Source organism: Nostoc mirabile CHAB5784, assembly GCF_020829645.1.
GTDB lineage: Bacteria > Cyanobacteriota > Cyanobacteriia > Cyanobacteriales > Nostocaceae > Nostoc > Nostoc mirabile.
The window spans coordinates 1-23,984 of sequence record NZ_JAIVFS010000094.1; the positions used below are offsets into that span (position 1 = coordinate 1).

The 23,984-nt window shown below is 41.0% G+C and carries 24 protein-coding genes; 7 read left to right on the forward strand and 17 right to left on the reverse strand.

Annotated features, from left to right (window positions below; translation table 11 throughout):
• Window positions 1–327: 327 nt before the first annotated feature.
• The 10 genes from fabD to LC653_RS35115 all read right to left on the reverse strand — a co-directional run bounded on the left by fabD (window position 328) and on the right by LC653_RS35115 (window position 9,480).
• Complete coding sequence (gene fabD / locus LC653_RS35070) at window positions 328–1,209, reverse strand: ACP S-malonyltransferase (RefSeq protein WP_229499503.1); 882 nt, start codon at window positions 1,207–1,209, stop codon at window positions 328–330.
• A gap of 88 nt (window positions 1,210–1,297) precedes the next feature.
• Window positions 1,298–2,290 carry a beta-ketoacyl-ACP synthase 3 gene (locus LC653_RS35075; RefSeq protein ID WP_229499505.1) on the reverse strand — a complete coding sequence of 331 codons (993 nt, stop codon included), beginning with the start codon at window positions 2,288–2,290 and terminating at the stop codon, window positions 1,298–1,300.
• A 141-nt stretch (window positions 2,291–2,431) separates the two neighbouring features.
• Entirely contained in the window at window positions 2,432–3,454 is a 1,023-nt protein-coding gene (gene plsX, locus LC653_RS35080) for a phosphate acyltransferase PlsX (RefSeq protein ID WP_229499507.1), read from the reverse strand.
• 300 nt (window positions 3,455–3,754) lie between these two features.
• Window positions 3,755–5,236, reverse strand: a complete 1,482-nt coding sequence (locus LC653_RS35085) for a leucyl aminopeptidase (protein WP_229499509.1) — start codon at window positions 5,234–5,236, stop codon at window positions 3,755–3,757.
• 201 nt (window positions 5,237–5,437) lie between these two features.
• Window positions 5,438–5,731, reverse strand: a complete 294-nt coding sequence (locus LC653_RS35090) for a hypothetical protein (protein WP_229499511.1) — start codon at window positions 5,729–5,731, stop codon at window positions 5,438–5,440.
• 28 nt (window positions 5,732–5,759) lie between these two features.
• A complete protein-coding gene (locus tag LC653_RS35095; protein WP_229499513.1) occupies window positions 5,760–6,926 on the reverse strand; it encodes a YcjF family protein in 1,167 nt (388 codons plus the stop codon).
• A 94-nt stretch (window positions 6,927–7,020) separates the two neighbouring features.
• A complete protein-coding gene (locus LC653_RS35100) occupies window positions 7,021–7,398 on the reverse strand; it encodes a type II toxin-antitoxin system PemK/MazF family toxin (RefSeq protein WP_229499514.1) in 378 nt (125 codons plus the stop codon).
• Window positions 7,385–7,633: a hypothetical protein gene (locus LC653_RS35105; protein WP_229499515.1), complete on the reverse strand. Its 249-nt coding sequence runs from the start codon at window positions 7,631–7,633 to the stop codon at window positions 7,385–7,387. The genes LC653_RS35100 and LC653_RS35105 overlap by 14 nt, the downstream gene beginning before the upstream one ends.
• A 75-nt stretch (window positions 7,634–7,708) precedes the next feature.
• Entirely contained in the window at window positions 7,709–8,536 is an 828-nt protein-coding gene (locus tag LC653_RS35110) for an alpha/beta fold hydrolase (protein ID WP_229499517.1), read from the reverse strand.
• A 218-nt stretch (window positions 8,537–8,754) separates the two neighbouring features.
• Window positions 8,755–9,480, reverse strand: coding sequence for a lysophospholipid acyltransferase family protein (locus LC653_RS35115; protein WP_229499519.1), 726 nt, complete (start codon window positions 9,478–9,480; stop codon window positions 8,755–8,757).
• A gap of 368 nt (window positions 9,481–9,848) precedes the next feature.
• Here LC653_RS35115 and metG point away from each other — a divergent pair, with 368 nt between their 5' ends.
• From metG to menH, 5 genes are all read left to right on the forward strand, one after another.
• A complete protein-coding gene (gene metG, locus LC653_RS35120) occupies window positions 9,849–11,453 on the forward strand; it encodes a methionine--tRNA ligase (RefSeq protein ID WP_229499521.1) in 1,605 nt (534 codons plus the stop codon).
• Between the two features lie 180 nt (window positions 11,454–11,633).
• Window positions 11,634–12,263 carry a LabA-like NYN domain-containing protein gene (locus LC653_RS35125; protein ID WP_100900104.1) on the forward strand — a complete coding sequence of 210 codons (630 nt, stop codon included), beginning with the start codon at window positions 11,634–11,636 and terminating at the stop codon, window positions 12,261–12,263.
• Window positions 12,263–13,474 (forward strand): LPS export ABC transporter periplasmic protein LptC, encoded by a 1,212-nt coding sequence (lptC, locus tag LC653_RS35130; protein ID WP_229499523.1) that lies wholly within the window; start codon window positions 12,263–12,265, stop codon window positions 13,472–13,474. Before LC653_RS35125 ends, lptC begins: the two co-directional genes overlap by 1 nt.
• A 203-nt stretch (window positions 13,475–13,677) precedes the next feature.
• The gene (locus LC653_RS35135) at window positions 13,678–14,079 is read left to right on the forward strand and encodes a metal-sensing transcriptional repressor (RefSeq protein ID WP_229499525.1); all 402 of its coding nucleotides are present in this window, start codon (window positions 13,678–13,680) and stop codon (window positions 14,077–14,079) included.
• A 236-nt stretch (window positions 14,080–14,315) separates the two neighbouring features.
• Window positions 14,316–15,143 (forward strand): 2-succinyl-6-hydroxy-2,4-cyclohexadiene-1-carboxylate synthase, encoded by an 828-nt coding sequence (menH, locus tag LC653_RS35140; RefSeq protein WP_229499527.1) that lies wholly within the window; start codon window positions 14,316–14,318, stop codon window positions 15,141–15,143.
• Between the two features lie 2 nt (window positions 15,144–15,145).
• On the opposite strand, the gene LC653_RS35145 is transcribed toward menH, so the two are convergent.
• Entirely contained in the window at window positions 15,146–15,808 is a 663-nt protein-coding gene (locus LC653_RS35145; RefSeq protein WP_229499529.1) for a glycoside hydrolase family 24 protein, read from the reverse strand.
• Between the two features lie 403 nt (window positions 15,809–16,211).
• On the opposite strand from LC653_RS35145, the gene LC653_RS35150 reads away from it, so the two are divergent.
• Complete coding sequence (locus LC653_RS35150) at window positions 16,212–16,676, forward strand: DUF29 domain-containing protein (protein WP_229499531.1); 465 nt, start codon at window positions 16,212–16,214, stop codon at window positions 16,674–16,676.
• A 249-nt stretch (window positions 16,677–16,925) separates the two neighbouring features.
• Here the strand turns inward: LC653_RS35150 and LC653_RS35155 are convergent, their stop codons facing one another.
• From LC653_RS35155 to LC653_RS35175, 5 genes are all read right to left on the reverse strand, one after another.
• Window positions 16,926–18,305 (reverse strand): DUF4910 domain-containing protein, encoded by a 1,380-nt coding sequence (locus tag LC653_RS35155; RefSeq protein WP_229499533.1) that lies wholly within the window; start codon window positions 18,303–18,305, stop codon window positions 16,926–16,928.
• Window positions 18,306–18,549: 244 nt separating this feature from the next.
• Window positions 18,550–19,206 (reverse strand): PIG-L deacetylase family protein, encoded by a 657-nt coding sequence (locus LC653_RS35160; protein ID WP_229499535.1) that lies wholly within the window; start codon window positions 19,204–19,206, stop codon window positions 18,550–18,552.
• A complete protein-coding gene (locus LC653_RS35165; RefSeq protein ID WP_229499537.1) occupies window positions 19,203–20,000 on the reverse strand; it encodes a sugar phosphate nucleotidyltransferase in 798 nt (265 codons plus the stop codon). The genes LC653_RS35160 and LC653_RS35165 overlap by 4 nt, the downstream gene beginning before the upstream one ends.
• 41 nt (window positions 20,001–20,041) lie before the next feature.
• Window positions 20,042–21,307: a class I SAM-dependent methyltransferase gene (locus LC653_RS35170; RefSeq protein ID WP_229499539.1), complete on the reverse strand. Its 1,266-nt coding sequence runs from the start codon at window positions 21,305–21,307 to the stop codon at window positions 20,042–20,044.
• 465 nt (window positions 21,308–21,772) lie between these two features.
• Window positions 21,773–22,429, reverse strand: a complete 657-nt coding sequence (locus LC653_RS35175; RefSeq protein ID WP_229499541.1) for an NAD(P)H-binding protein — start codon at window positions 22,427–22,429, stop codon at window positions 21,773–21,775.
• A 178-nt stretch (window positions 22,430–22,607) separates the two neighbouring features.
• Here LC653_RS35175 and LC653_RS35180 point away from each other — a divergent pair, with 178 nt between their 5' ends.
• On the forward strand, window positions 22,608–23,282 hold the full coding sequence (locus tag LC653_RS35180) for a DUF1997 domain-containing protein (protein ID WP_229499543.1): 675 nt from the start codon (window positions 22,608–22,610) through the stop codon (window positions 23,280–23,282).
• A gap of 57 nt (window positions 23,283–23,339) precedes the next feature.
• Here the strand turns inward: LC653_RS35180 and LC653_RS35185 are convergent, their stop codons facing one another.
• Window positions 23,340–23,810 (reverse strand): DUF4079 domain-containing protein, encoded by a 471-nt coding sequence (locus LC653_RS35185; protein WP_229499545.1) that lies wholly within the window; start codon window positions 23,808–23,810, stop codon window positions 23,340–23,342.
• Between the last annotated feature and the right edge of the window lie 174 nt (window positions 23,811–23,984).

The following is a 23,984-nucleotide window of genomic DNA, read 5'->3' on the forward strand; positions in this document are numbered from 1 at the left end:
TTTTAGCCTTGACACGCTAGTAGTAGCGTGTCAAGGCTAAAATGTTGCAATAAATTAGCGCTAAAAACATTGAATTTAAAAGTTCAAAGCCCATTTTATAATGCACAACTTTAGCCTTGACACGCTACTACTAGGGTGTCAAGCCTAAAATGATGCATTAAACGTAGGTTGGGTTGAGCAACGCGAAACCCAACATTCATCGAGGTGTTGGGTATCATTCTTCGCTGCGCGACGCTGACGCGAACGACCCAACCTACAAAATTTATTGCACAAATTTAGCTTTGACACGCTACTACAATACTACTGAAATTTTTCATAAATAAAGAATTAATCAGGCAAATCAGCAGCACTTTGGATATTTTTTAATATTAAGTCAGGGCTACTACGTTTAATTAAACCAGTTAGCACTTTACCAGGGCCAATTTCTATTACTTGCTGAATGCCGTTGGCTGGTAATTGCAGAGAAATTTCTCGCCATCTTACAGAACCAGTCATTTGTTTATTCAGGCGCTGCTTTAAAATCGCGGCATCAATAGACGCAATTGGTTCTACGTTAGACAACACTGGCACAGTAGCTGGCTGAAATTCTACAGATTCTAGAATGTCTTGGAATTGGGCAGCTGCTGGTGCTATTAAATGTGAGTGAAATGCTCCAGAAACTTTTAGGGGAATAGCACGCTTTGCTTTAACTTGACCCATCACTGCTTGTACAGCCTCAGTCGTACCTGAAATTACCACCTGAGCCGAACTATTATCATTTGCTATTACCACATCAGGCGTTTGGGCAATGACTTTTTCCAACTTTTCGCGGTCAAAGTTCATCAAAGCCGCCATCATCCCACCGACGGCACTATCCATGAGTTCTGCACGGCGCTTTACTAGATATAAACCAACCCACCACTCAAAGACACCCGCTATATAAAGGGCAGTATATTCTCCCAAACTGTGACCAGCAACTAAATCTGGCTTGTGTCCTCCTTCCCGAAGCAGGTCAGCAAGAATGCTTTCAACCACATAAAGACTTGGCTGAGTGTATAGCGTCTGTGATAACTTTTCTTCTTCGTTTTTACAGATATTTATTAGAGACCAGCCCAAAATTTCCTCGGCTTGGGCAAATCTGTTTTTAGCGGAGGGTATATCTAATAAATCTATTCCCATTCCCAGCGCTTGGGAACCTTGGCCGGGAAACACCCATGCAGTTTTAGTCATTGGTCATTAGTCATTAGTCATTGGTCATTAGTCAGTGGTCATTAGTCATTAGTCATTAACAAAGGACAAATGACTAAGGACAAAATATTCACCTTCCCCATTGGAAAATTGCTGCACCCCAGGTAAGACCGGCACCAAAGCCGGATGTAGCAACGATGTCATTGGGTTTAATTTTACCTTCCCGCACTGCTTCATCTAAAGCTAAGGGAATGGAAGCAGCGGAGGTATTGCCGTACTGGGCGAGATTACTTATAACTTTATGTTCTGGGACATTCAGGCGTTGGGCAACAGCATCGATAATCCTCTGATTAGCTTGATGCAACAGCAGCCAATCTATTTGGTCAACACTGAGGTTGGCTTGAAATAAAGCTTTATCAATGATTTCGGGCACTTTTTGCACAGCAAAGCGGTAGACTTCTTTGCCGTTCATAGTAATCGGTTGGTAAGTGCCTTTGGTGACATTGACACCAGTGAGCAGCTCTTGGGAAGTGCCTGTATATGCAAGGTTGAGGTGATGGTTTTGAGTGCCATCACTTTTAAGGGCAAATCCTAATAAGCGATCGCTTTTGTCAGCTTGCAATACTACAGCCCCTGCACCATCACCAAACAATACACAAGTGCGGCGATCTTCCCAATCTACCCAGCGAGAGAGGATATCTGCACCTATCAACAGCACATTTTTATAGACACCTGTTCTAATGTATTGGGCTGCTGTAACTAGACCAAACACAAAGCCAGAGCAGGCTGCTGTCAAGTCAAAAGCTACTGCGTTGGTGGCTCCCAATTGAGCCTGTACTTGACAAGCACTACCAAACAAATCATCAGGGGTGGAAGTCGCTAGCAGAATCAGGTCTAGGTCTTCTGGTTTAATTCCCGAAGCTGCGATCGCCTGACTGCTGGCGGCAGTAGCAAGTACACTCAAGGACTCAGATGGCAGCGCTAATCGCCGTTGACGAATTCCAGTTCTTGTAGCAATCCACTCATCTGATGTTTCAACTACTTCACTCAATGTCTGGTTGTGTAGGGAAGTTGCTGGTACTGCCGAGCCACTTCCGGTAATTGCTACGCCTAAGTTTTGCACTCCTAATCTCCCAAGCTATCAGCTTTTTGTCTTTTGTCTTTTGTCCTTTGTCATTTGTCCTTTGTCATTTGTCCTGTACCAGTTGTCCTTTGTCCTTTACAAATGACTAATGACTAATGACTAATGACCAATGACTAATGACTAACCGCTCTCGCGCTCTAGGATATATTGGGACTGAATTCGTTGTAGCACCTGGTTGTCAACAGCTTCTTTTGCCATGCGAATTGCATTAAAAATTGAAGGAGCTTGTGAGCTACCGTGACCGATAAAACAGACTCCCGCCACGCCTAGTAGCAAAGCGCCGCCATGTTCTGCGTGATCCATGCGCTGCTTAATCCGCTTCAGGTTTGGTTTTAAGAGTGCTGAACCGATTTGGCCGTGTAATCCTTGGGGTAATTCTTCCCGCAGAATTTGCAGAATCACTTCTCCGACGGCTTCGGCAAATTTTAATAATACATTGCCTACAAAGCCGTCACAGACAATCACATCAAAGCGACCAGAAAGCACATCACGCCCTTCGGCATTGCCAATAAAATTAATTTGGGAATTTTCGCGGAGTAGTTGGTGGGCACGGACGGCTGCATCATTGCCTTTAGAGTCTTCTTCACCGATATTCAGCAAACCTACTTTAGGTTCGGTTGTACCTAAAACATATTGACTGTAAGCCGATCCCATGACGGCAAACTGCTCTAAAAATTTCGGACGGCAATCTACATTCGCGCCGACATCAAGTACCAACACTGGCTTACCAGCAACAATTGTCGGAAAAACAGTCCCTATGGCTGGGCGGTCAATTCCTGGCAATCGTCCTAAGCGGAGCAAAGCTGATGCCATCGCTGCCCCAGAGTGGCCGGCAGAAAATACGGCATCTGCTTTTTGCTGCTTGACTAAATCCATCGCCACATTGATAGAAGCCTTGCGTTTGCGTCTAACTGCATTTAAAGGCTCCTCATCCATAGCGATCGCTTCCTGTGCAGTCACGATCTCCACCTGCCCTAAATTAGTTTTTGGTGGCAAGGCAGCTTCTATTTGTTGAGGATCACCAACCAGTAATACATCTACACCCAATTCTTCCCTTGCTCGCAATGCGCCAGCAACGATTTCACCGGGTGCGTGATCCCCTCCCATTGCGTCAATTGCGATCCGTACGCGAGTCGATCCCATTGCTCAGAGCTTTTAGAAACCTTACAAATTTTACCAGATGGCTTTGCCGAAAAAGCTTAACTTTCTGACTGCCAAATTATTTCTGTTACTATTGCAACAATTTTTGCTGGCAAGCTCAAGATAGCACGAATTGTTTGGGAGTAGGGAGTGGGGAGTGGGGAGTGGGTATTGGAAAGAGGCAGAGGGGCAGGGAGCAGGGAGCAGAGAGAAAGAGGTAATTTTATTTTTTATTCTCCGTCTTGCCCCCTGCCCCCTGCCCCCTGCTCCCCTGCCTCTCCTTCTCCCCCTACTCCCTACTCCCTACTCCCCACTCCCTTCTACCCAGTTAACTAGCGTCCGAACGCCGTAGCCGGTTGCCCCCGAACTGTTGTAGCCATTTTCTTTATCTGTCCACACTGGGCCAGCAATATCTAAGTGCGCCCAAGGTGTGTCTTTGACGAATTGCTTAAGGAAAAGGGCGGCGGTAATGGAACCACCTGGACGCGGGCCAGTATTTTTCATGTCCGCAATGCCAGACTTTAGCCCTTCAAAATATTTTTCTTCCATTGGCATCCGCCAAATCTTTTCTCCTGAAGTTTGGGCAGCTTTCTCTAGCTGGGAAGCGACAGCATCATCGGGGGTGTATAAACCAGCAATATCTTCACCCAAGGCAATGACGTTAGCACCGGTCAGGGTGGCTAAATCCACGATCGCATCTAATCCCAATTTGTCGGCAAACACCAAGGCATCTGCTAGGGTCAAACGTCCTTCAGCGTCGGTGTTGTTAACTTCGATTGTTTTGCCGTTTGATGCTGTAAGAATGTCTCCAGGGTGCATGGCGCGACCGCTAATCATGTTTTCAGCCACCGCCGAGATGAAGTGAACCTCAACATCTGGCTTAATTTGAGCAATTGCTTTTGCCGCGCCCAAGGTAGCAGCTGCACCGCCCATATCGATTTTCATGGTTTCGATGCCGCTACCTGCACCTTTAATATTGAGTCCACCAGAATCAAAGGTTACACCTTTGCCAATAATTGCTAGTTTCTTTTTGGGTGTACCTTCTGGCTTGTAAGTCAGGTGAATGAATTTAGGTGGCAACTCGGAAGCTTGCGCTACTCCCAAAAATGCACCCATACCCAACTTTTCACAGTCTTCTCTTTCTAGAATTTCTACTTGTAAACCGTACTCGCTTGCGATCGCTTGAGCAGTTTCTGCCAAAGTAATTGGTGTTACTGCATTAGCTGGTGCTGCTACTAACTCCCGTGCCAAGTTTACCCCTGACACAATTTGATTGGCGCGGGTGATGGCTGCTTCTTGTCCACCGAATCCTAGTAAATCTACGGTTTCTATTTGTGAACCTTTATCTTCTGGTTCTGATTTAAAGCGAATATCTTGGTAAAGCGCCAATTCTACACCTTCTGCGATCGCTTGGGCGCTTGCGGCTGGATCGTTATTCCACAATGGCAAACTAAATCCCAAAATTTTACTTTTTTGCTTTTTTGCCACTCTGGCTACAGCAGCAGCAGCGCGTCGCAAAGTGTCGAGTTTTAGTTCATCTGGTTTACCTAAGCCTACCAGAATCAATTTCCGCACTGGGCTACCAGGATTCACACGAGTGAAGATGGTACTGTTGGCTTTACCTTTAAATTCTTCTTCAGCAATTAGTTCTTTTAAGACCCCGGAAAACTTTTCATCTAAAGTTGCCAATTCTCCAGTTAACTCTACTGCATCTTCAAATAATCCAATTGCCAAACTATCGCCTGCCCATTCTAGCAAAGGCTTATCACTAGGTTGAATTGTCATGTTGGGATTTTGTGTAAATATTCCTTCTTGTACCAGTATTGCTCAAAATTCTTGTTTAATGGTGAGGGGAGTGGGGATTCGGCATTAGGCACTTGTACTGAGCGAAGTCGTTGGCGCAGCCTCTCGTAGAGAAGTATTGGGCATTGGGATTGGTGGAATAGGGGTTATTACCTATAATTTAGCTAATTGGTATAAATAGCACTAGTTAATGAGTCTTTGATACTCATTAATCCACCTCAGAACTCCGTTAACGAGTCTTTGATACTCGTTAATCCACCTCAGAACTCCGTTAACGAGTCTTTGATACTCGTTAATCCACCTCAGAACTCCGTTAACGAGTCTTTGATACTCATTGATCCATCTCAGAACTCCGTTAACGAGTCTTTGATCCTCGTTAATCCACCTCAGAACTCCGTTAACGAGTCTTTGATCCTCGTTAATCCACCTCAGAACTCCGTTAACGAGTCTTTGATACTCGTTAATAAAGCTATGCACTTCACTGTTTTACCTCCTGCCCAAAGCCCTATGCCCCAATTTCATTTGTATCAATATCAAATTTGCTGGCGATCACTTCTATTATTTCTTGCTCAACTGGTGTAGTCTTATTGTCAAGCTGGGCAATTTTGTAACACTGAGCCAGCAAGGGTATAGCAAAATCACGATTTAGCTGATTGAGCAGTATATCTAAAGACTTGGGCGATTTGATATTTCGCGCAATGGCATCCAAGGAGTTAGGGCTGAGGTTTAGAGTTTGTAATTCTGGCAAAATTTCTTCCCAAGTCTTCTCTGGATGACTAGCCAGGATCATGTGAACTAAAATTTGATCCATGACGGCTTCTTGAGCGATCGCAGTTTCTAGATACTTTTCACTTTCTGCTTTTAATGTTGCTAGTGTCTGTGGCGATGAGAGCGAAGTTGATTCATCTAGCTTGGCTTCGTAAAATCGACAAGCAGCATACCCTAATGAATAAATCATCGTCGCATTTGAACTAGCTCCAATTAACGCACCCGCCAAGGGTATATTTCGCAGCAAGCCTAATCCCGCAGCTTTCAACAGACGGCTTCCACCCAAGGCCAGACCAAAAATTGCCAAAACTTCACCTTTACGGGCAGGATCTTTTAAATCTAGCCCGTAGACAGATGCAATCTGATAAAGCATTTCTGACTGTATTTTGGTTGTGGCTGTTAAATCAATTGCCAACAATGCAACTGCTATTCCTGGTAAAACACTTGTTGCTAGTCCAACTGTGCCTGCTTGAGTTGCTTTTTCGACCATGATTCGGTGAGCAATCTGGCTAGCTGATTCATTTGGATACTGTTGCTTGAGCTTGTTTACTGCAACTTCTGCTTTTTCCAAATCAACAGCGTCAGTAGTACCAATTAGCCAATTTAGATTTAATACTCCAGATAGTTTTCTAATCAGCCAATTTTCGTTCAGGCTATTCACAACCTGACCGCTACTTTGAGTTGTTTGCTCAATAAACTTGTGTGTTTCTTTCGCTGTTGCTTCTCCCACCCCTACTGCTGTGTCTAAAACTGCTTTGCCAGTCTCAGCAACAGTTTTAATAAAAGACTCTACTATAGACGGTTGATTTTCTACTGATGATTGAGCCTGAATTTTTACTTTTGAAGTTTCTTTGGGTGAATTAACTGATTTATTCACCTGTATCTCTTGGGGTTTGTCTGTCATTGCTTGACACCATCTTGTAAAGCCTCTTTCTTTAATTTTTAGCGAAATATAAGTGGCTCTACATCCCTCTATAAACGTAAATATCAGTTTCAGATTAACTATTTCCTTGTCTAAACAACTGTCTTAATCCATCAACAATAGGAACATATTGTTCAGGGGTGAGTGTTCCCAAATACGCCAAAACTCGATTTATATCTAATCCCCGCGTTTGATCTAGTAAGACAATGGAAGACAGAGGCAAACCACCAGCACCATCTGACAAATGCGGATATAAGCTGGGATTATTGAACACCCAAGAACCACTCTGGGTAGTTAAAGGTGCAATCATTAGCATTGGATAGCGGACTTCTCCCCAAGGTATACCGACCACTACAGCAGGTCGAGTTCCTTGCTGTTCACGTCCTCTAGGAGTACTAGTAGGCAAAGTTACTATAACTACGTCGCCACATTCAAGCAAATCAGGTTGGAGCATTCTTGCCACCAAGAACTTTTATCCCAACTCCAGGGATATATTCTACTGGCTTGCCTTTTGGCTGCTCTTGGGAACCCCAATCATAAGAGTCTTCTGGAAGTAAATTTCCTTCGCTTTGATTAATTTCGTCATTTAATAATTGCCACAGTTGATGTTTTTCTTCTAAAGGAAGGTTGGCAATGGCATCTAGAAGTGATTTAAAAGGAATTTGCAGTTTGACAGTTGTTGTGGTCATAGTGGGTTTTGAGTTTGTTTAATTAATTTGTATTTGATGTGTAGGCGCAGCCCGCCGTAGGCATCGCGCCTCACCCTATCCTGTCACCTCTAGCCCCGTACTTATATCAGCATTACTTTCTAAAAAGTCATTATCCTTAAGAATTTCATAGAGATTAATATCTTTCTCTAGCAAGCAAGCATGTCCGCAATTGGGCAATACCACAATTTTGGTATTTGGTAAGATATTCCCTATCCGCTTTACTTCAGTTACAGAAGGTAAAAGGCGATCGCTACCACCAGCAATCAGCAAAACTGGTTGAGTTAAGCGACCTAACTGCTTGTTATCAACTTCAAATTCTCGCAGTAAAGACAACCGCCAATGAACGGTTTCTGACGGCACAGAACGCATAGTTTTTAGCAGTTCATGGCGATCGCTTTGAGAAATGCGGGGCAAAGATGCTAGAAACGGCAACAATCCCAGTGCGCCAACATCATATAACTCTGATGGCACTAAGTAAGTAAGTTGAGATGCCCAATTCAACCAAGGGCGAAGACGAAAGGAGGAAGCTGGGTTAATTAAGATAATTCGCTTAAATAAATCCGGCGTTTGGATTGCTACTTTCATTGCCAAGCAACCACCAAAGGACTCACCACACAGGTAAACTGGTCTGTGAGGGCTTTTTTCTAATTCGGCGTAGATTAAGTCCAATACACTTTTCGCTAGCACATCCCAAGTGTTAAGGTCTTTGCGTGGGATCGCTAAACAACGGACATCAAAGCCAGTTTCTAATCCAGCCGTTTGCGATCGCAATAGTTGACCAGTTCCATCCATTCCTGGCAAATATACCAACAGGGGATACTCTGGCTTTACTCGTTTAGGAGTTAGGAAACAAGGATTTAGCTCAACTTCTCTTATAGTCATTGGTCACTTGTACTGAGCGTAGTCGTTGGCGTAGCCTCTCGTTAGAGAAGTATTGGTCATTGGTCATTGGTCATTGGTCATTAGTCAATGGTATAAAACTTTTGGACTGCTGATTGTTGCTTTTACGAGGTTCGGTAGTTTTGAGCAAAAACAAAAAAGGTTTCGGAACAAGCTAACTGTTAGTCGTGGAGACAATCCAAAATTCAAAATCGAATGCCTCAATAGCAACCTTGACGCAGTAAGGTGCTAATTTCACCATGACAGTGTTCTGTCAGTTCAGCCACAACAGTTCTGGCTTGCTTGCCGTGATATTTTTTTTGATGTTGGGGCGTAATCCAATAAGGGCGACCGATTAACACCGCAACCCGACGATAAAATACCAGAGGATGCCAACCAGCTTGATTAAATAAAGGTTCTGAAGGGTCAAATAGACTCAAAAGCCTTAAGGGGAAGCCAGAAGTATTTACCTCTTCTAAGGAGGCGATCGCGATCGGTAAAATTGCTAAATCCTGCACATCAGCCCGTAATGCTAAATGGGCAAATCCCCGTTGAAACTCACCTACCATGTTTGGGACAGTAAATTTCACCATTGGTTCAGTTCCTTCTGGAAATACTCCCACCATCTGCCTAGACTGCAATAGCACCTGCGACTGCGAAAAAAAGCTTTGCTGACGGTTTTGAGTTTCTTCCAAAGGAAAACACCCCAATTGTCCGGTGACAATCTCCCGCATTATTGGCACTTGTCCCATGTAGTGATGGCAAGCAAAGCGAATCGGACTCGATAACGCCGCCATTAAAATTAGTGCATCCATAAAGCTGCGGTGATTGCTGACTACCAAAACGCTGGCATCCTGGGGAATGCGATCCTCGTAATAACGAAACATTTGCGTTGAGAGTGCCGCCACCAAAGCGCGTGAAATCTCTAAGGGGCTATTTCGACTCATACCTAATCAATATATTTTTCCAGTAAATATGGCAGTTTATCTTAATTTAATTTTTACATTTCTTTACTATTGCCATGACCGTCTTAAGATAGAAATATCTAATCCACAAAACCAGATAGATTTTCTGGATTCTGGATTATGTATTTTTGATCACAATAATTTCTAATATAAAGTATTCAAAAAAATTATGAGAATGATTCGCTCTTGTAGGCAAAAATGAGTTGAATTGATGCATATTACAAAACAATTTTTGATCTGAAAAGTTTGCTACTATTAAGGTATTATTGGAAAAAATAGAAATAATATTGTATAATTGCTTGGTTTTTCCGATAAAAGTAAAACGTTTTATAATTTAATTTTTATTTTGCATGAATCTAGTGAAAAAAAAAGAATTGACATTTGCACTAACAACACCGCTATATTATGTAAACGATGTGCCCCATATAGGCAGTGCTTATACGACGATCGCAGCAGATGTAGTGGCGCGATTTCACAGGCTCTTGGGGCATCAGGTATTACTAATTACAGGTACTGATGAACACGGGCAAAAAATTCAGCGATCGGCAGAAAGTTTAGGCAAAGCACCACAAGAGTTTTGCGATGAAATTGTCCCTAGTTTCGTTAATTTGTGGCAATTGCTGGACATTCAATACGATCGCTTTAGTCGGACTACTGCACCTCGTCATGAAGCGATCGTCAAAGAATTCTTTGAACGAGTCTGGAAATCTGAGGATATCTACCAGGGACAACAACAAGGCTGGTACTGCGTATCCTGCGAAGAATTCAAAGAAGAACGGGATCTTCTAGAAGGACACCGTTGCCCGATTCATATTAACAAAGAAGTGGAGTGGCGAGACGAGCAAAACTATTTTTTCCGCTTATCCAAATATCAAACTAAGCTGACAGAATTTTATCAATCTAGACCGGATTTTATTCAACCAGAAAGTCGGCGCAACGAAGTCCTCAGCTTTGTCAATCAAGGGCTGCAAGACTTTTCCATTTCACGGGTAAATCTAGATTGGGGCTTTCCTGTACCAGTTGATCCCAAGCACACCCTTTATGTCTGGTTTGACGCGCTGTTAGGTTATGTCACAGCATTACTAGAACCAGATGCAGAACCGACTTTAGCAAATGCCTTAGAAACATGGTGGCCGATTAACTTGCACCTAATTGGTAAAGATATTCTGCGCTTCCATGCAGTTTACTGGCCAGCAATGCTGTTGTCGGCTGGCTTACCCTTGCCAGATCAAGTATTTGGGCATGGTTTTTTGACCAAAGATGGTCAAAAGATGGGCAAAAGTCTGGGTAACACCCTTGATCCTGTGGCGTTAGTTCAGCGCTATGGTAGTGATGCCGTTCGTTATTACTTCCTTAAGGAAATCGAATTTGGCAAAGATGGAGATTTTAATGAAGTAAGGTTCATTAATGTTCTGAATGCAGATTTGGCAAATGATTTAGGTAATTTGCTTAATCGCACCTTGAGCATGGTGAAGAAATACTGTGCTGATAATAATGTCCCATCAATCGGCAATGAAGGAATTTCTGACGAAAATCCTTTGAAAACAATTGGTTTGCGTCTAGGGGAACAGGTAAAACAAGCATATCAAGAGCTAGCTTTCAGTGAAACCTGCGAAGCCATCCTTTCACTGGTGCAAGCCAGTAATAAGTTTATTGATGAACAAGCTCCTTGGTCATTATATAAACAGGGACAGCAAGAGTCGGTGGAAGAAGTTCTGTACGCAGTTCTAGAATCGGTTAGACTAGCAGCTTATCTGCTATCCCCAATTATTCCGAACATCAGTAGCGATATTTATCAGCAGCTGGGCTTTGGAATAAACTTTAACGATCAAATACAAAGTTCAATTACCGCTCCTTTTGCCACCCATGCAACATGGGGGATACTATCTAGTAAACAACAGTTGGGTACACACCAACCGATTTTTCAGCGAATAGAACCCCCGAAAAACGATTAATCCTTATCAAACTCTGATTTTGTTCAATTTCTTAATTTTCTCACTTAATTTTCTCAAAAAAATTATCGGGGCTGAACTTAAATTAGTCCCGGAACATTATCATAAGCCGCTGTGACTAGCATCTAAAAGTTGGTAATTTGTATCAAAAATAACAGGGATAATAATTGAGGTATCACAATGATGTTGAATAATTTTGAAACCGATTCAATATTTACGCCAGAACAAGTTTTGGAGAATCGGGGTCGGGTCGCTATATTTATTGATGGCTCAAATCTATTTTACGCTGCACTGCAACTAGGGATTGAAATCGATTACACGAAGCTGTTATGTCGATTAACTGGAGGTTCTAGACTACTACGGTCTTTTTTCTACACTGGTGTAGACAGGACAAACGAGAAGCAACAAGGGTTTCTGCTGTGGATGCGTCGCAATGGCTATCGAGTCATTGCTAAGGATCTAGTCCAGCTACCAGATGGCTCTAAAAAAGCTAACCTGGATGTAGAAATAGCAGTCGATATGATGGCACTAGTTGATTCTTATGATACCGCAGTTTTAGTTAGCGGTGATGGAGATTTGGCTTATGCGGTAAATTCAGTCAGCTATCGCGGCGTGCGGGTAGAAGTGGTGAGTTTGCGTTCGATGACCAGCGACAGTTTAATTAATGTAAGCGATCGCTACATTGATTTAGAAGCCATCAAAGAAGATATTCAAAAAACCCCTCGCCAAAGCTATCCATACCGGCCGTTATCTGGTATCGGTTTTTTGGAAGATACAAGAACTAGTGATGGACACCTAGAAATCCAAGAATAATGGCGTATCAATTTCATCAAAGGGGGAGACAGGGGGAGAAAAAAATTCAAAATTACTCCCCCACTCCTCCCTTCCTTCTTTTCCCTTTAATTTTTTTCTTGATATTTGGTTTAGTAAGCTGTGGGGGTAAATCTCCCACAGCTTCTCAACAAAATACTGCGGATTCATCTAAGCAAGATAGCAATTTGACTTTCTTTGATGTCACCTTAGAACAAGCAGATGAGGTAGGACGACCGATTTGGAAAGTCAGGGCTAAACAAGCACAATACACCAAAGAAAAACAAATTGGTCAAGCTGAAAGCCCTTATGGTGAACTATATCAAGATGGCAAAGTAGTTTACCAAATCAAGGCAGATATCGCAGATATTGAACAAGATGGAAAACAGTTGTTTCTGAAAGGTAGGATATTTGCTACAGATCCCAGTAATGGAATTGTATTGCAAGGTAATGAATTAGAATGGCGTCCGAAAGAAGATTTGTTGATTGTCCGCAAGCAGATTAACGGTAGTCATAAACAACTACAAGCTGTGGCGCAGGAAGCGCGAGTCAAAACCCGCGAACAGCGCATGGAATTTTCTGGAGGGGTAATAGCAAATTCCATTGATCCCCAGTTACAAGTAAGAACCGAGCATTTAATTTGGAATATTAAAGAAGAAAAACTGATTGGCGATCGCCCTTTACAAATTGACCGTTACAAAGATAATAAAATTAGCGATCGCGGCAAGGGAAATTCTGCCGAAGTCAACCTAAAAACGAAAATTGCCACTATTCAACAAAATGCTCAATTAGATTTACTAGATCCACCAGTACAAATAACTAGTAACTCTATGACCTGGAACATGAACGCAGAAACTGTCACTACAAATTCCCCAGTGCGGATGTTCCAGCGTGCCGAAAACCTTACCGTCACCGCTAATCAAGCTGAAATGAAAATACCGCAAAAAACGGTTTATTTAACAGGTAACGTCAACGCCATTGGTCAGCGTCGCCAGTCTTTGAGATCTAATACATTAACTTGGTATTTAGATAATAAGTTAGTTGAAGCTCAGGGAAATATAGTTTATCGACAAGTTGACCCACAGTTAAATTTTACAGGTGAAACAGCCGTTGGTAATCTACAAACAGAAAATATTGTTGTCAAAGGCGGCACTTCTAGCGGTAGGGTAGTAACAGAAATCATTCCCCAAGAAAGAGCCAATCGTCAGCAGTAGAGTTAGGGGAGTGGGGAGTAGGGAGTAGGGGGAGTAGGGGGGACTTGGGGACAAGGTGACTTGAGTGAGAATTGGGGACAAGGGGAAGGACTTGTCCCCAAGTCCTCTTACCCATGCTCAATGCCCCATTCCCCATTCCCCACTCCCCACTCCCTGCAACGCACTAGGCTAGGATCTTAGTACTACAAGTCTTCTGATAACCCATGAATGGATCAAATCGATTAGGTAAGGAATCCTTGCCAATATCCCAACAAGCAGAACATTCCCTCCATCACGATACAGACCACGAGCATACAGATTATACTCATGGAACTGGAGAGCCGGCTCATCCTCACGTCCATAGCGAAGAGTCATTACGGCGAATTGCCAATCGATTATCGCGGATAGAAGGACATGTTCGTGGTATTAAAACAATGGTGCAGCAAAATAGCCCTTGTCCTGATGTTCTACTGCAAATTGCCGCAGTGCGAGGCGCATTAGATAAAGTAGCGCGAATTGTTCTGGATGAACATTTAACTGAGTGTATTGCTAGAGCTGCACAAGAGGGTAATATTGACGTTGAAATTAAACAGTTAAAAGCTGCTTTAGATCGATTTTTACCTTAAGAATTAGAAAAATAAAAAATTAACTAGCACGACAAGGCATTTTGTAGAGATGCGAGATTTGGTGTATTGACTCAGGCAAAGGGTTATTTATGCCAAAATAAACACAGGTGTTTTACGTGTATTAGAAACGGGACGTTTTGGCATTACCTATCTTGCCAAGGATCAAAAAGGCAATTGCTCTATTGGTAATGAAAAATCATATATATCAACTGAGACTTTAGATATCTCCTTTAAAAATGGCTTTAAAATATAAGTTTAACTATTATTTAAGTTTCAATATAAACAAACCTCTAATTCTTTTTTTACACGGCTTCATGGGAAACATTAATGAATTTGATGAAGCTATAAAAGTACTAGTTGAAGATTTTTCTTATCTCACCCTTGATTTACCCGGACATGGTAAAACCCAAGTTTTAGGAAGTGATGAATACTATAAAATCCAACCCACTGCTCAAACAATAATCAATTTATTAGATGAATTAAAAATAGACAAATGCTACTTAATTGGTTATTCAATGGGCGGAAGATTAGCTTTATATCTAACTCTATATTTTCCAGAACGTTTTATTAAAGTTGCATTAGAATCAGCTTCTCCAGGTTTAGCAACAGAAGCAGAACGATTAGAACGAGTTAGACGTGATGCTCAAATAGCTAGAAAATTAAGCAGAAGTATTATTCAAACTGATTTTGCTGCTTTTATTTCAAGTTGGTACAATCAACCAATTTTTGGTTATATAAAAAATCATCCAGAATACGATCGCATGATAGAAAGTAGGTTACAGAATAATCCACATGAATTAGATAAATCATTGCGCTTCATGGGAACTGGATGCCAACCTCCTTTGTGGAAAAAGCTACAAGAGAATAAAATTCCTCTGCTATTATTAGTGGGTGAATATGATAAAAAATTTATATCTATTAATACAGAAATGTCTCAACTATGTGAATTTGCCCAACTAAAAATAATTAGTAATGCTGGACATAATATTCACTTTGAAAATACCTTGGCATTTGTGGAAAATATCAAAGATTTTTTCTATGCAGCAAGTTCAAAATTAGCGTAAACTCACTGCTTCCTCGGTAACTTATTCACTGCCTTGCTAGAAGGAGTTGGCGATGATGTCAAATTCGAGGCTGTTGGTTGTTTAGCTGCGGTTAATTCCTCTTGCAACATTTTCTGATAAACTTTAGGTAAAGAGCTACTAACAGAATTAGTTTCTATACCATATCCTAGACTTGTCCAGGTGGGAGAAAGCCGCCGCAAAACATCATTTAACTTTCCCTGACGCAACAGTTGAGAAATATCAGTTCCCCAAACTTTAGAATCATTTAACCAACGATAAACTACTACATCTTGATATTCTGCTTCAAAACTATAAGCAGTCCAAAACATCATCTGCATTGGATTTGGGTGATAACGAGGAGCTAAACGATACCAAGTAATGTTAATAATTTGATATCTGCCAGCAGCAGTGGAACAATTACCTGTGTTGGGGCCTGTGACAATTGTGACGCATATCTCAGGATGTCGGCTAAGGTCGTTGACTTGCTGCCCACCATACAACAGCGAATAGGGACGATTACCACTGGCCTCACTCGCCGAGATGGTTCGCATTAAAGCGCGGATATAGGGGTCGCCCTGTTTCATGACCAGAGGCGGCTGTTGAACTGCAAAGATGGGATCAGAAGGCGATCGCAAGTCTTCAATATACCATTGCAACAAATACACAAAGCCGAGAAGCGCGGCTATTGGCCCAATAAGTTTTTCAACACCTTTGAATTCAAAGCCTTTCAGAATCCGACTCCTTGAAATTTGCTTTCTTTACTAACAAAAATTATTGACGAACTTATTCTGGCAAAGTTCACACTTTATTGTCAGTTATCATTCCCGATTCGCTCATTTTTTTAAGAATTAGAAAAAATGATTATAAAGTAAGTATAGCAAGTGACATATTCCCGAAAATAATGAGTAAGTATAGCCTTGGTCGCTTCTTGTAGCATTCTTTTCTCGGTAAATAATTGAAGACGACTGTTGGGTAAAGCGCATTGCTAAACCTCTACGTTTTGCTTGTGGATGGAGCGATCGCTTACCTATGTTAGGATTAAATAACTGATTTTTCCAGCAATTAGCTATGACAACGGAAATATTAAAATCTGTTGAACCTACCCTTTACGAGGAAGATTATTATTTATGGGTAGAAACAACACTTAAACTATTAGAAAATAAAGATATTGAAAATCTCGATTGGCAACATTTAGCAGAAGAAATTGAAGCTTTGGGAATTGAACAAAGACGAAAAGTAGAAAGTTACTTAAAACAATTATTAATTCATCTTTTACTTTATCGTTATTGGGAAATTGAAAAAGAATATTGTCAAAGAGGTTGGCAAATAGAAATAACTAGTTTCCGTGATGAGCTAGAATTTTATTTTCGTTCCAAAACACTTTATAACTATTCTCTTAACTGCTTAGATGCAGTTTATATTAAAGCTAGAAGGCAAGCAATTCAAAAAACAGGTTTACAGCCTGAAATTTTTCCAGAAAAATGCCCTTTTACTCCTGAAGATATTTTCAATAATGAGTACTTTCCAGAATAAAAGTGATTTTGTATCGCTTTTTGTGAAGATGAAAGTAATAAGATAGCGATCGCTCCTCTATCGTGAATCAGCGTAGGGGTAAAGCGCATTGCGCTTTACCCTTTTGGCTGTGGGATGGCATGAAGCCTTGCAGTTGAATGGTTTACCGATAGAAAAAATTTCGACTCCTTCTCCTTATTCTGAGCCAAGGCAACCTTTCAGGTGCGCTTTCAGTTTCAGAGAGCGAGAGTTACATTTGTTGGAGCAGATTCAATCGGGGCTATTGTCCGAATTTTTGCAAGTCGGCGGCGTTAGATTGGCCTTAGCTAAAGAATTAACATTACTGGTGAGAGAAGTCACCAAGTCATGTGCCAATAATGTATTAATAGCATATTTAATCACATCAAATGCCATTCCTGACCTTTCTGCAATATCTAGCAGAGTATGGTGACCATCGGATAAATTCAAAACCCACAAGATCGCCATTTCGTTTAGCCCGCTATCTTTCTGACCACCAACTGCCTGATATATTCCTCTTTTACCCAACTGTGGCTCACATTTGGGATTTTGGTTGTAGTAGATTTCGTTATTGTTGAGGATATACAATATCGAACTACATTGAAAGAATGACTCGGCAAGATATTGGGGTTGAACAAAGTTTAAATTATCTGCTGAGGTGTGGTATTCCGGAAAACTACCATGAGGCGATTGCATTAAGCAGCCAACAGCTAGATTAAATCCAGGCGAGCAGTATTGTCGCTCATCATAGCCATAGGGGAAGAAATCTATAATTTCGTAATCCTGTTTTGAGTTTCTAAGTACATAAGCAGCAATTTTATCAATTTCAGCGTTACCTCTACGGCTTTTTTTGTAAGTAAACTTGCCTGAATCTCCTAAACAAGTTAATACCAAGCCATGTTTAATATTATTGACTTTAGCCTCGTTGAGAGCCAACCATGTAATTGAGCCAATGGTTCCCGGAATCCAGAGAAATCTATAGGAATATTTTGGTGTAGTTTGACTTAGATACTTAGCAAGAAAAGTAGCGATCGCAATTCCCGAAAGATTATCATTACAAAGTGAAGGATGGCAGACGTGACAAGAAATCAAAACTTCATCAGTGCTTTTGCCTGGAATGTAATACTCGCCATAGGTCAGATGACCTGGTTCAAGAGAGGAATCAATATAGACTTCATATTCTTCATCATTTAGTTCCAGATATTGTTTATGACTTAGGCAAAAGCCCCAAGTTTCTTTATAGTAGGAAGTGCGGTAGGGAATCCAGTCTGGATGCTCAGGCTGTGTAAATAGATGCGCTTTGAGTTCTGTTAAAGATATTTTTTTGTGAACTGGAAGGCTATAGCTAACAACATGCAGATTCGAGTTAGCAAAATCTACAACTTTCTCACCTTGGGAATTTTTAATGTAAGCATCTTTAATATTCCATTCATTCGGAACTGTCCAATCGAAGACTTGAGTCCCTGTCGTAACTTCATTAACCGATAAAGGAATATGCTGATTAATAATTTTTAGAGTTTCTCTAACGCCATTACCTGTAATACTACGGCAAATAGGGTATAGCTGACAGACTAGTTGATAAAGTTCCTGGCCAATCTGATATGAGGATGCTGTTAGACCAATAAGACTCATGTATTTATTATTTTCTGCTTTCAATTAGAACAAAAGTTAACAGATCCCAGATGTATCTTTTTCTGAAATTTCACTTACAGGCAGTGGCCACTCAATACCAAAAGCTGGATCATCATAACGATAACCACAGGCATATTCTGGTGCATATCATGCTAGCTTGATGTATACCCATAACACCTCGCCGAGCCTCTCTTTGCGGGGGGAGGTGCTTTGTTAATGGGCAATTTGGCAAACATAAAATAACCTATTGAAAAAGCATTTTTCGGCAGTAAAATGCTTCGGCATAATTACTCGGTGAATTAGACTCAATTCCCCGAATTCTCAGGATTGAACGGAAAGTTTCTTCCCTAAACCATTGCTTATTATTCTGTGTGGGAAACGCATCCAAAATGTATTGAATTTTTCGGCGGCAGAGAGCTTCATCTAAATGAACAAAAAAATTGGGAATACCCAAATCACCGTCATATTTGGGAATCTCGTATTCCAAAATTAAATGATTTCTAAAAGTATTCCAAGTCAGGTCAGAAATTAATCGGTGATCTTGGTGGCGATCGTCTCGGTAATGAGTAAAGATTATATCTGGTGAGAATTCCTGCTTCAACTGCTCAAAGCATTCTTTCACCTCTATCCCTTGGAAAAGGAGAAAGCCATCTCGGAATTTTTTAATGATAATTTTCTTTACCTGTATTTCTTTTAAGAAGATACTGGCACTTACTGTTGCTTCCTGTACTCTTTGTTCGTTGGAACTAAAGACAACCCAATAGACGACAACATGCTGATAATTCTCTATCAACTTTAATATTGTGCCTCCACAACCAATCTCGATATCATCGCAATGAGAACCTAGACAAAGAATTCTGTACTCAGATTCTTCTGTCTTGTTCAAGCTAAGTTGGATCATACATGGCTTACTTCTAGTTGTTTATTTCTCCATACTTCCCAAGGTCTTTCGCCTTGAGCATACATATCATCCAACTGTTGCTTTTCTTTAAACGTATCCATAACTCCAAAAAATCCGGTGTATTTATACGCAAAAAGTTCTTCTTTGGCAATCAGTCTCTGAAAAGGCTCAAGGACAAGTTCTTCCCCTTGATGAATATGGTTAAAAATTTCTTTTTTAAAGATAAAATATCCTCCATTAATCCAAATATTACGCTGTTTGACATCGTTGAGATCCCTCACCAAACCATCCTCATCTATATCAACTATGTGAAAACTTTGGCTCGGTCTGACACACAAAAAACTACCTATTTTATTACGTTGATAAAAATGCTCAATATATGTTGGTAGATGCAAGTCTGTCAAACCATCGCTGTAGTTAGCTAAAAATACTTCTTCTCCTTCTAGATACTTTTCTACCGCCTTAAATCTTTGACCAATATTGGCTGTTAGACCTGTATCTACAAATGTGATATTCCAATCTTGAATATCACAGTTAAATAATTGAATTTTGTTACCATTCGATAGACTAAAATTATTAGAAAGCCATTCATTGTAATTTAAGAAGTAGCTTTTAACTAAGTCAGCCTTGTAACCCAGACACAAGATAAAATCTTTGTGTCCATAGTGAGCATAGTATTTCATTACATGCCATAATATCGGTCTATAGCCAATGTTCACCATTGGCTTAGGAATACTTTCTGAGTATTCTCTCATTCTAGTTCCTAAACCACCGCAAAATAAAACTACTTTCATGTTAACTTCTTCATTTTTGATGATGACAAAATATCAAATATTTAAAGGTAGACATTAACTTCAGGGATTGGCACAATAAATTGGCCTCCCCAATCCCGAACGTAAGCTATTTGTGTCATAATTTCCTTCTTAAGATTCCAGGGTAAAATCAGCACATAGTCAGGTTTTGTTTCTTTAATTTTGTCTGGATGAAAAATTGGAATGTGAGTCCCTGGTAAAAATTGACCTTGTTTGTAAGGGCTACGGTCTACTGTGTAGTCAAGAAAATCTGTGCGAATACCACAATAGTTTAAGAGAGTATTTCCCTTACCTGGAGCACCGTAACCTGCAATCGATTTTCCCTCTCGCTTAGCCTTGCTCAAGAAATCTAGTAACTTGCGTTTGGTTTCTTTAACTTGTTCACCAAAGGAAAAGTAGTGTTCTAAGCGTGTAAAACCTGCTGCTTGTTCTCTATCTTTCAGTTCTAATACCTGCTGGCTCACAAGTTGAGAGGAATCTTCAGTATGACGAGCATAAATTCTTAGAGATCCACCATGAGTAGCTAATTCCTCCACATTAAAGATAGTCAAACCGTGGGCGGTAAAAACTTTTTCCACTGTGACGAAGGAAAAATAAGAGAAGTGCTCATGATAGATAGTGTCAAACTGATTTTCTGCCATTAACTGCATGAGATGGGGAAATTCCATAGTAATTACCCCATGTGGTTTAAGGAGGATTTTCATCCCTTTGACAAAATCATTGAGATAGGGTGTATGAGCTAAGACATTGTTACCAATCAATAAATCTGCCAGTTGTCCCTGAGTAACCAGTTCGCGGGCTGTATCCTGTCCGAAGAACTTTACAAATGTTGGAATACCTTTTTTTATTGCCACTTTTGCAATATTTTTAGCCGGCTCGATTCCCATTGTAGGGATGCCTTTTGTCACAAAATATTGCAGTAAGTAACCATCATTGCTAGCAATTTCTACTACCTGACTATCCTGGTTTAATTGGAAACGCTCTACGACCAGATCAACATAGTTTTTGGCATGTTGCAACCAACTATCAGAGTAAGAAGAAAAATAGGCGTAGTCGCTAAATATCTTTTCTGGGCTAATGTATTCTTGAAGTTGCACTAAAAAACATTGTTCGCAAACATAAACATGCAGTGGATAAAAAGGCTCCATTTCGTTTAGCTGTTCTGGCTTGCGATAGCTTTCGCAGGGAGGAGACATCCCTAAATCTACAAAGGTATGGCGTAACTGTGTACTACAAAACTGACAGCAACCAATTGCTTGTTTATTATTTGTTGTTTTTTGTATGTTCATGATTTATAGCTATTTTTCAAACTTCAAAGTTTAGACTTCAAAAGTACGCCAGAAAAAATCTCTTTCCCCCCGATGCCTTGGGGGGTGGAATGGTTGGGGAGGGGTGTGCCTCATGTACTTGCAAAACGCTGTAATAGGACTAATGTTTGGTAGCTGTTGCTGAATATGAGTATCTAATTTTTACTTTCACTCAGCAGCAACGCTGTCAGGAATATTTTCTCCAGCAATAGCAAATAATTTGACTTTGATGTTCGGTAACCGTTCAGGGGGGAGCGCCCTTGACGATACCAATTGCCTAATTAGTAGCTGAAACCTAGATATTACACAGCAGTTTTCTTTTGCATGAAGTACAAAGGCTACGGATTTTAAGGCAGGAGGCAGCAGGTAGGGTGTTGACTTTAACACCCAAAGTCAACACCCTAGCTTCAGCCCTAGTTTTATGCAACTTAAATGCTTATTAGCTTATCAGCACTGTTGAAATAGCTCCTTAAAGCTTTTTGAGGCTGCTTCCGGTTTGGCAACAATCTCGACAATTTTATTGCGTCCATCTGCTTCAAACAGCGCCTCAACAGCAACTTGGGCGACTTTTTGCCTGGGTATGCTACCGTCGAAAAGTGTATCAGCACTCTGCATCACGATCGCGTCGGAGTTATCTTCATTCTTCAACCCACCAGGCCGCACAATCGTATAGGTAAGACCACTTTTCTGGATATACTCTTCAGCTTGCTTTTTCCACACTAAAATCAGCCAAAACAAGTTCAGTGGATGGAATAACTGCGAAGTACACAAAGAAGAAACTAAGACAAAATGCTCAATTCCCTTTGCCTTAGCAGCTTCTACTAAATTTTTAGTCCCTTCAAAATCTACTTTATAGGGGCCAGTGGGGTCAAAGCTAGGTTTTGCCCCAGTAGCAACCAACAGAACTGTGCTATCTCCTAACGCAGCAGTTAAACTTTCTGGTTGTAATACGTCGCCTACCACTAATTCGGCTTCAGGAGAGAGAATACCCCTAGCTTTCTCTATATCCCGCACCAGAGCTATGACGGGAATATTCCGCGCTATCAACTCTTGCACAATCCGGCGACCTGTTTCACCCGTTGCCCCTGCTACAAATGCTTTCATGAGAAATGCTATCCTGGGAAACTATTGTGTGCTTGTTCAGTTCTTTATTTTAGTAATTCTATGGAGTTGATGGTAGATTAATGAGGTTTCGGTAAAAATGGGATATTCGTGTGAAATGACCCAGGAACGTGGGGAATTATTAATATAGACGAACGCCAAAGTATACATTAATGCATTTATGCTTTCAACAAACCGCGAATATAAATCCTGGGAAATAACAGAAGCAGTTTTACCTGTAGCCTCCAGCCAAGAAGCAGCCGAGGACACATTAACAGAAGCAAATGTAGCGACGGTCACAAAATTTTCTGGTCGTTATCAAGATTTTATGGAAATGCCTGCCCCAGCAGAGAAGGTTGCCCAGTATCTTAATAATCACGCTTCATGGTTTTCGCGTTGCGCTGAACCCATGAAGGTGCAATCACTTGGGGAAAATGGCTACGCTTTAGTAATTGGTCGTTTTGGTGCTTTTGGTTATGATGTAGAACCTAAAATTGGTTTGGAATTGTTGCCTCCAGACGAGGGTATTTACCGCATCCGTACAATCCCTATCCCTGACTACCAACCGCCTGGTTATGACGTAGACTATCGGGCATCTCTACAATTAATAGAAAACGATACTTCCAGTAGCATTGGTGAGATTACCAGAGTTGAATGGGAATTGGATTTAATAGTTGATTTGCACTTTCCCAGGTTTATTCAGCGATTACCCAAGTCTATAATTCAATCTACAGGCGATCGCTTACTTAACCAAATTGTCCGCCAAGTCTCCCGCCGCTTAACTCGCAAAGTTCAGGAAGATTTTCATAAATCTTTGGCAATACCGTTTCCTGCTAATTTTAAGCAAAAGCGATAAGTCAAGAGTTCTTTGTCATTTGTCAATAATTCATGACAAATGACAAAGAGCTACTTACTATGCTTGAGTGAGAATTCTTTGGACAATTTGCACCCCAGTAACAGCCTGCCAAGCAAAAAGTCCCAAAAGCGTGAAATTTATCAAAATATGAGTTGCACGCGCCCAATTTGCCCCTTTCTGCATATAAGGCGACAAAGCAGCAGAAAATGCAATCAGACTCGTCATACCCAATCCTGCCAGCAGGTGAGGCCCGACAAATAACTTGCCATTATTGATGTAAGTGACACCCATCCCTCCAATTGCACCTACCACCATCAAAGCTAGGAGTATAGACCCGATTTGGTAGTGTCTGACGTTATATCTACCTTTAATCAGTTCTTTCTTTTCTTCCCCCTGAGCATTTCTGGTACGCTGTACTTGCAGCCCTAAGTAGGCAGCATAAATTGAGAATGCTAATAGCGCCCACATGAGCACCGGATGGAAGAAATTCAGCCAATATTTCACCGACGCAGAAAGTTCCAGACTCATCGTGTTCTCGCCCTATTATAAAATCTTCATAAAAATTAGCATAATTCTATTTTCTGTGCTTAAAGTTGCACAAATAAAAAGAGGCTAAGAAAGAGAAGAATTTTCATCAACCCAATAGCCAGAATGTTTGCCAAGACTGCTTTTATTAAATTTGAACTTAGAATGAGTGAATTT

Excerpts from the sequence above, each read along its gene's own strand:
- fabD (WP_229499503.1), bottom strand. The coding sequence starts at position 1,209 with ATGACTAAAACTGCATGGGTGTTTCCCGGCCAAGGTTCCCAAGCGCTG.
- plsX (WP_229499507.1), bottom strand. The coding sequence starts at position 3,454 with ATGGGATCGACTCGCGTACGGATCGCAATTGACGCAATGGGAGGGGAT.
- LC653_RS35085 (WP_229499509.1), bottom strand. The coding sequence starts at position 5,236 with ATGACAATTCAACCTAGTGATAAGCCTTTGCTAGAATGGGCAGGCGAT.
- LC653_RS35095 (WP_229499513.1), bottom strand. The coding sequence starts at position 6,926 with ATGACAGACAAACCCCAAGAGATACAGGTGAATAAATCAGTTAATTCA.
- LC653_RS35100 (WP_229499514.1), bottom strand. The coding sequence starts at position 7,398 with ATGCTCCAACCTGATTTGCTTGAATGTGGCGACGTAGTTATAGTAACT.
- LC653_RS35105 (WP_229499515.1), bottom strand. The coding sequence starts at position 7,633 with ATGACCACAACAACTGTCAAACTGCAAATTCCTTTTAAATCACTTCTA.
- LC653_RS35110 (WP_229499517.1), bottom strand. The coding sequence starts at position 8,536 with ATGACTATAAGAGAAGTTGAGCTAAATCCTTGTTTCCTAACTCCTAAA.
- LC653_RS35115 (WP_229499519.1), bottom strand. The coding sequence starts at position 9,480 with ATGAGTCGAAATAGCCCCTTAGAGATTTCACGCGCTTTGGTGGCGGCA.
- metG (WP_229499521.1), top strand. The coding sequence starts at position 9,849 with ATGAATCTAGTGAAAAAAAAAGAATTGACATTTGCACTAACAACACCG.
- LC653_RS35125 (WP_100900104.1), top strand. The coding sequence starts at position 11,634 with ATGTTGAATAATTTTGAAACCGATTCAATATTTACGCCAGAACAAGTT.
- lptC (WP_229499523.1), top strand. The coding sequence starts at position 12,263 with ATGGCGTATCAATTTCATCAAAGGGGGAGACAGGGGGAGAAAAAAATT.
- LC653_RS35135 (WP_229499525.1), top strand. The coding sequence starts at position 13,678 with ATGAATGGATCAAATCGATTAGGTAAGGAATCCTTGCCAATATCCCAA.
- menH (WP_229499527.1), top strand. The coding sequence starts at position 14,316 with ATGGCTTTAAAATATAAGTTTAACTATTATTTAAGTTTCAATATAAAC.
- LC653_RS35150 (WP_229499531.1), top strand. The coding sequence starts at position 16,212 with ATGACAACGGAAATATTAAAATCTGTTGAACCTACCCTTTACGAGGAA.
- LC653_RS35155 (WP_229499533.1), bottom strand. The coding sequence starts at position 18,305 with ATGAGTCTTATTGGTCTAACAGCATCCTCATATCAGATTGGCCAGGAA.
- LC653_RS35160 (WP_229499535.1), bottom strand. The coding sequence starts at position 19,206 with ATGATCCAACTTAGCTTGAACAAGACAGAAGAATCTGAGTACAGAATT.
- LC653_RS35165 (WP_229499537.1), bottom strand. The coding sequence starts at position 20,000 with ATGAAAGTAGTTTTATTTTGCGGTGGTTTAGGAACTAGAATGAGAGAA.
- LC653_RS35170 (WP_229499539.1), bottom strand. The coding sequence starts at position 21,307 with ATGAACATACAAAAAACAACAAATAATAAACAAGCAATTGGTTGCTGT.
- LC653_RS35175 (WP_229499541.1), bottom strand. The coding sequence starts at position 22,429 with ATGAAAGCATTTGTAGCAGGGGCAACGGGTGAAACAGGTCGCCGGATT.
- LC653_RS35180 (WP_229499543.1), top strand. The coding sequence starts at position 22,608 with ATGCTTTCAACAAACCGCGAATATAAATCCTGGGAAATAACAGAAGCA.
- LC653_RS35185 (WP_229499545.1), bottom strand. The coding sequence starts at position 23,810 with ATGAGTCTGGAACTTTCTGCGTCGGTGAAATATTGGCTGAATTTCTTC.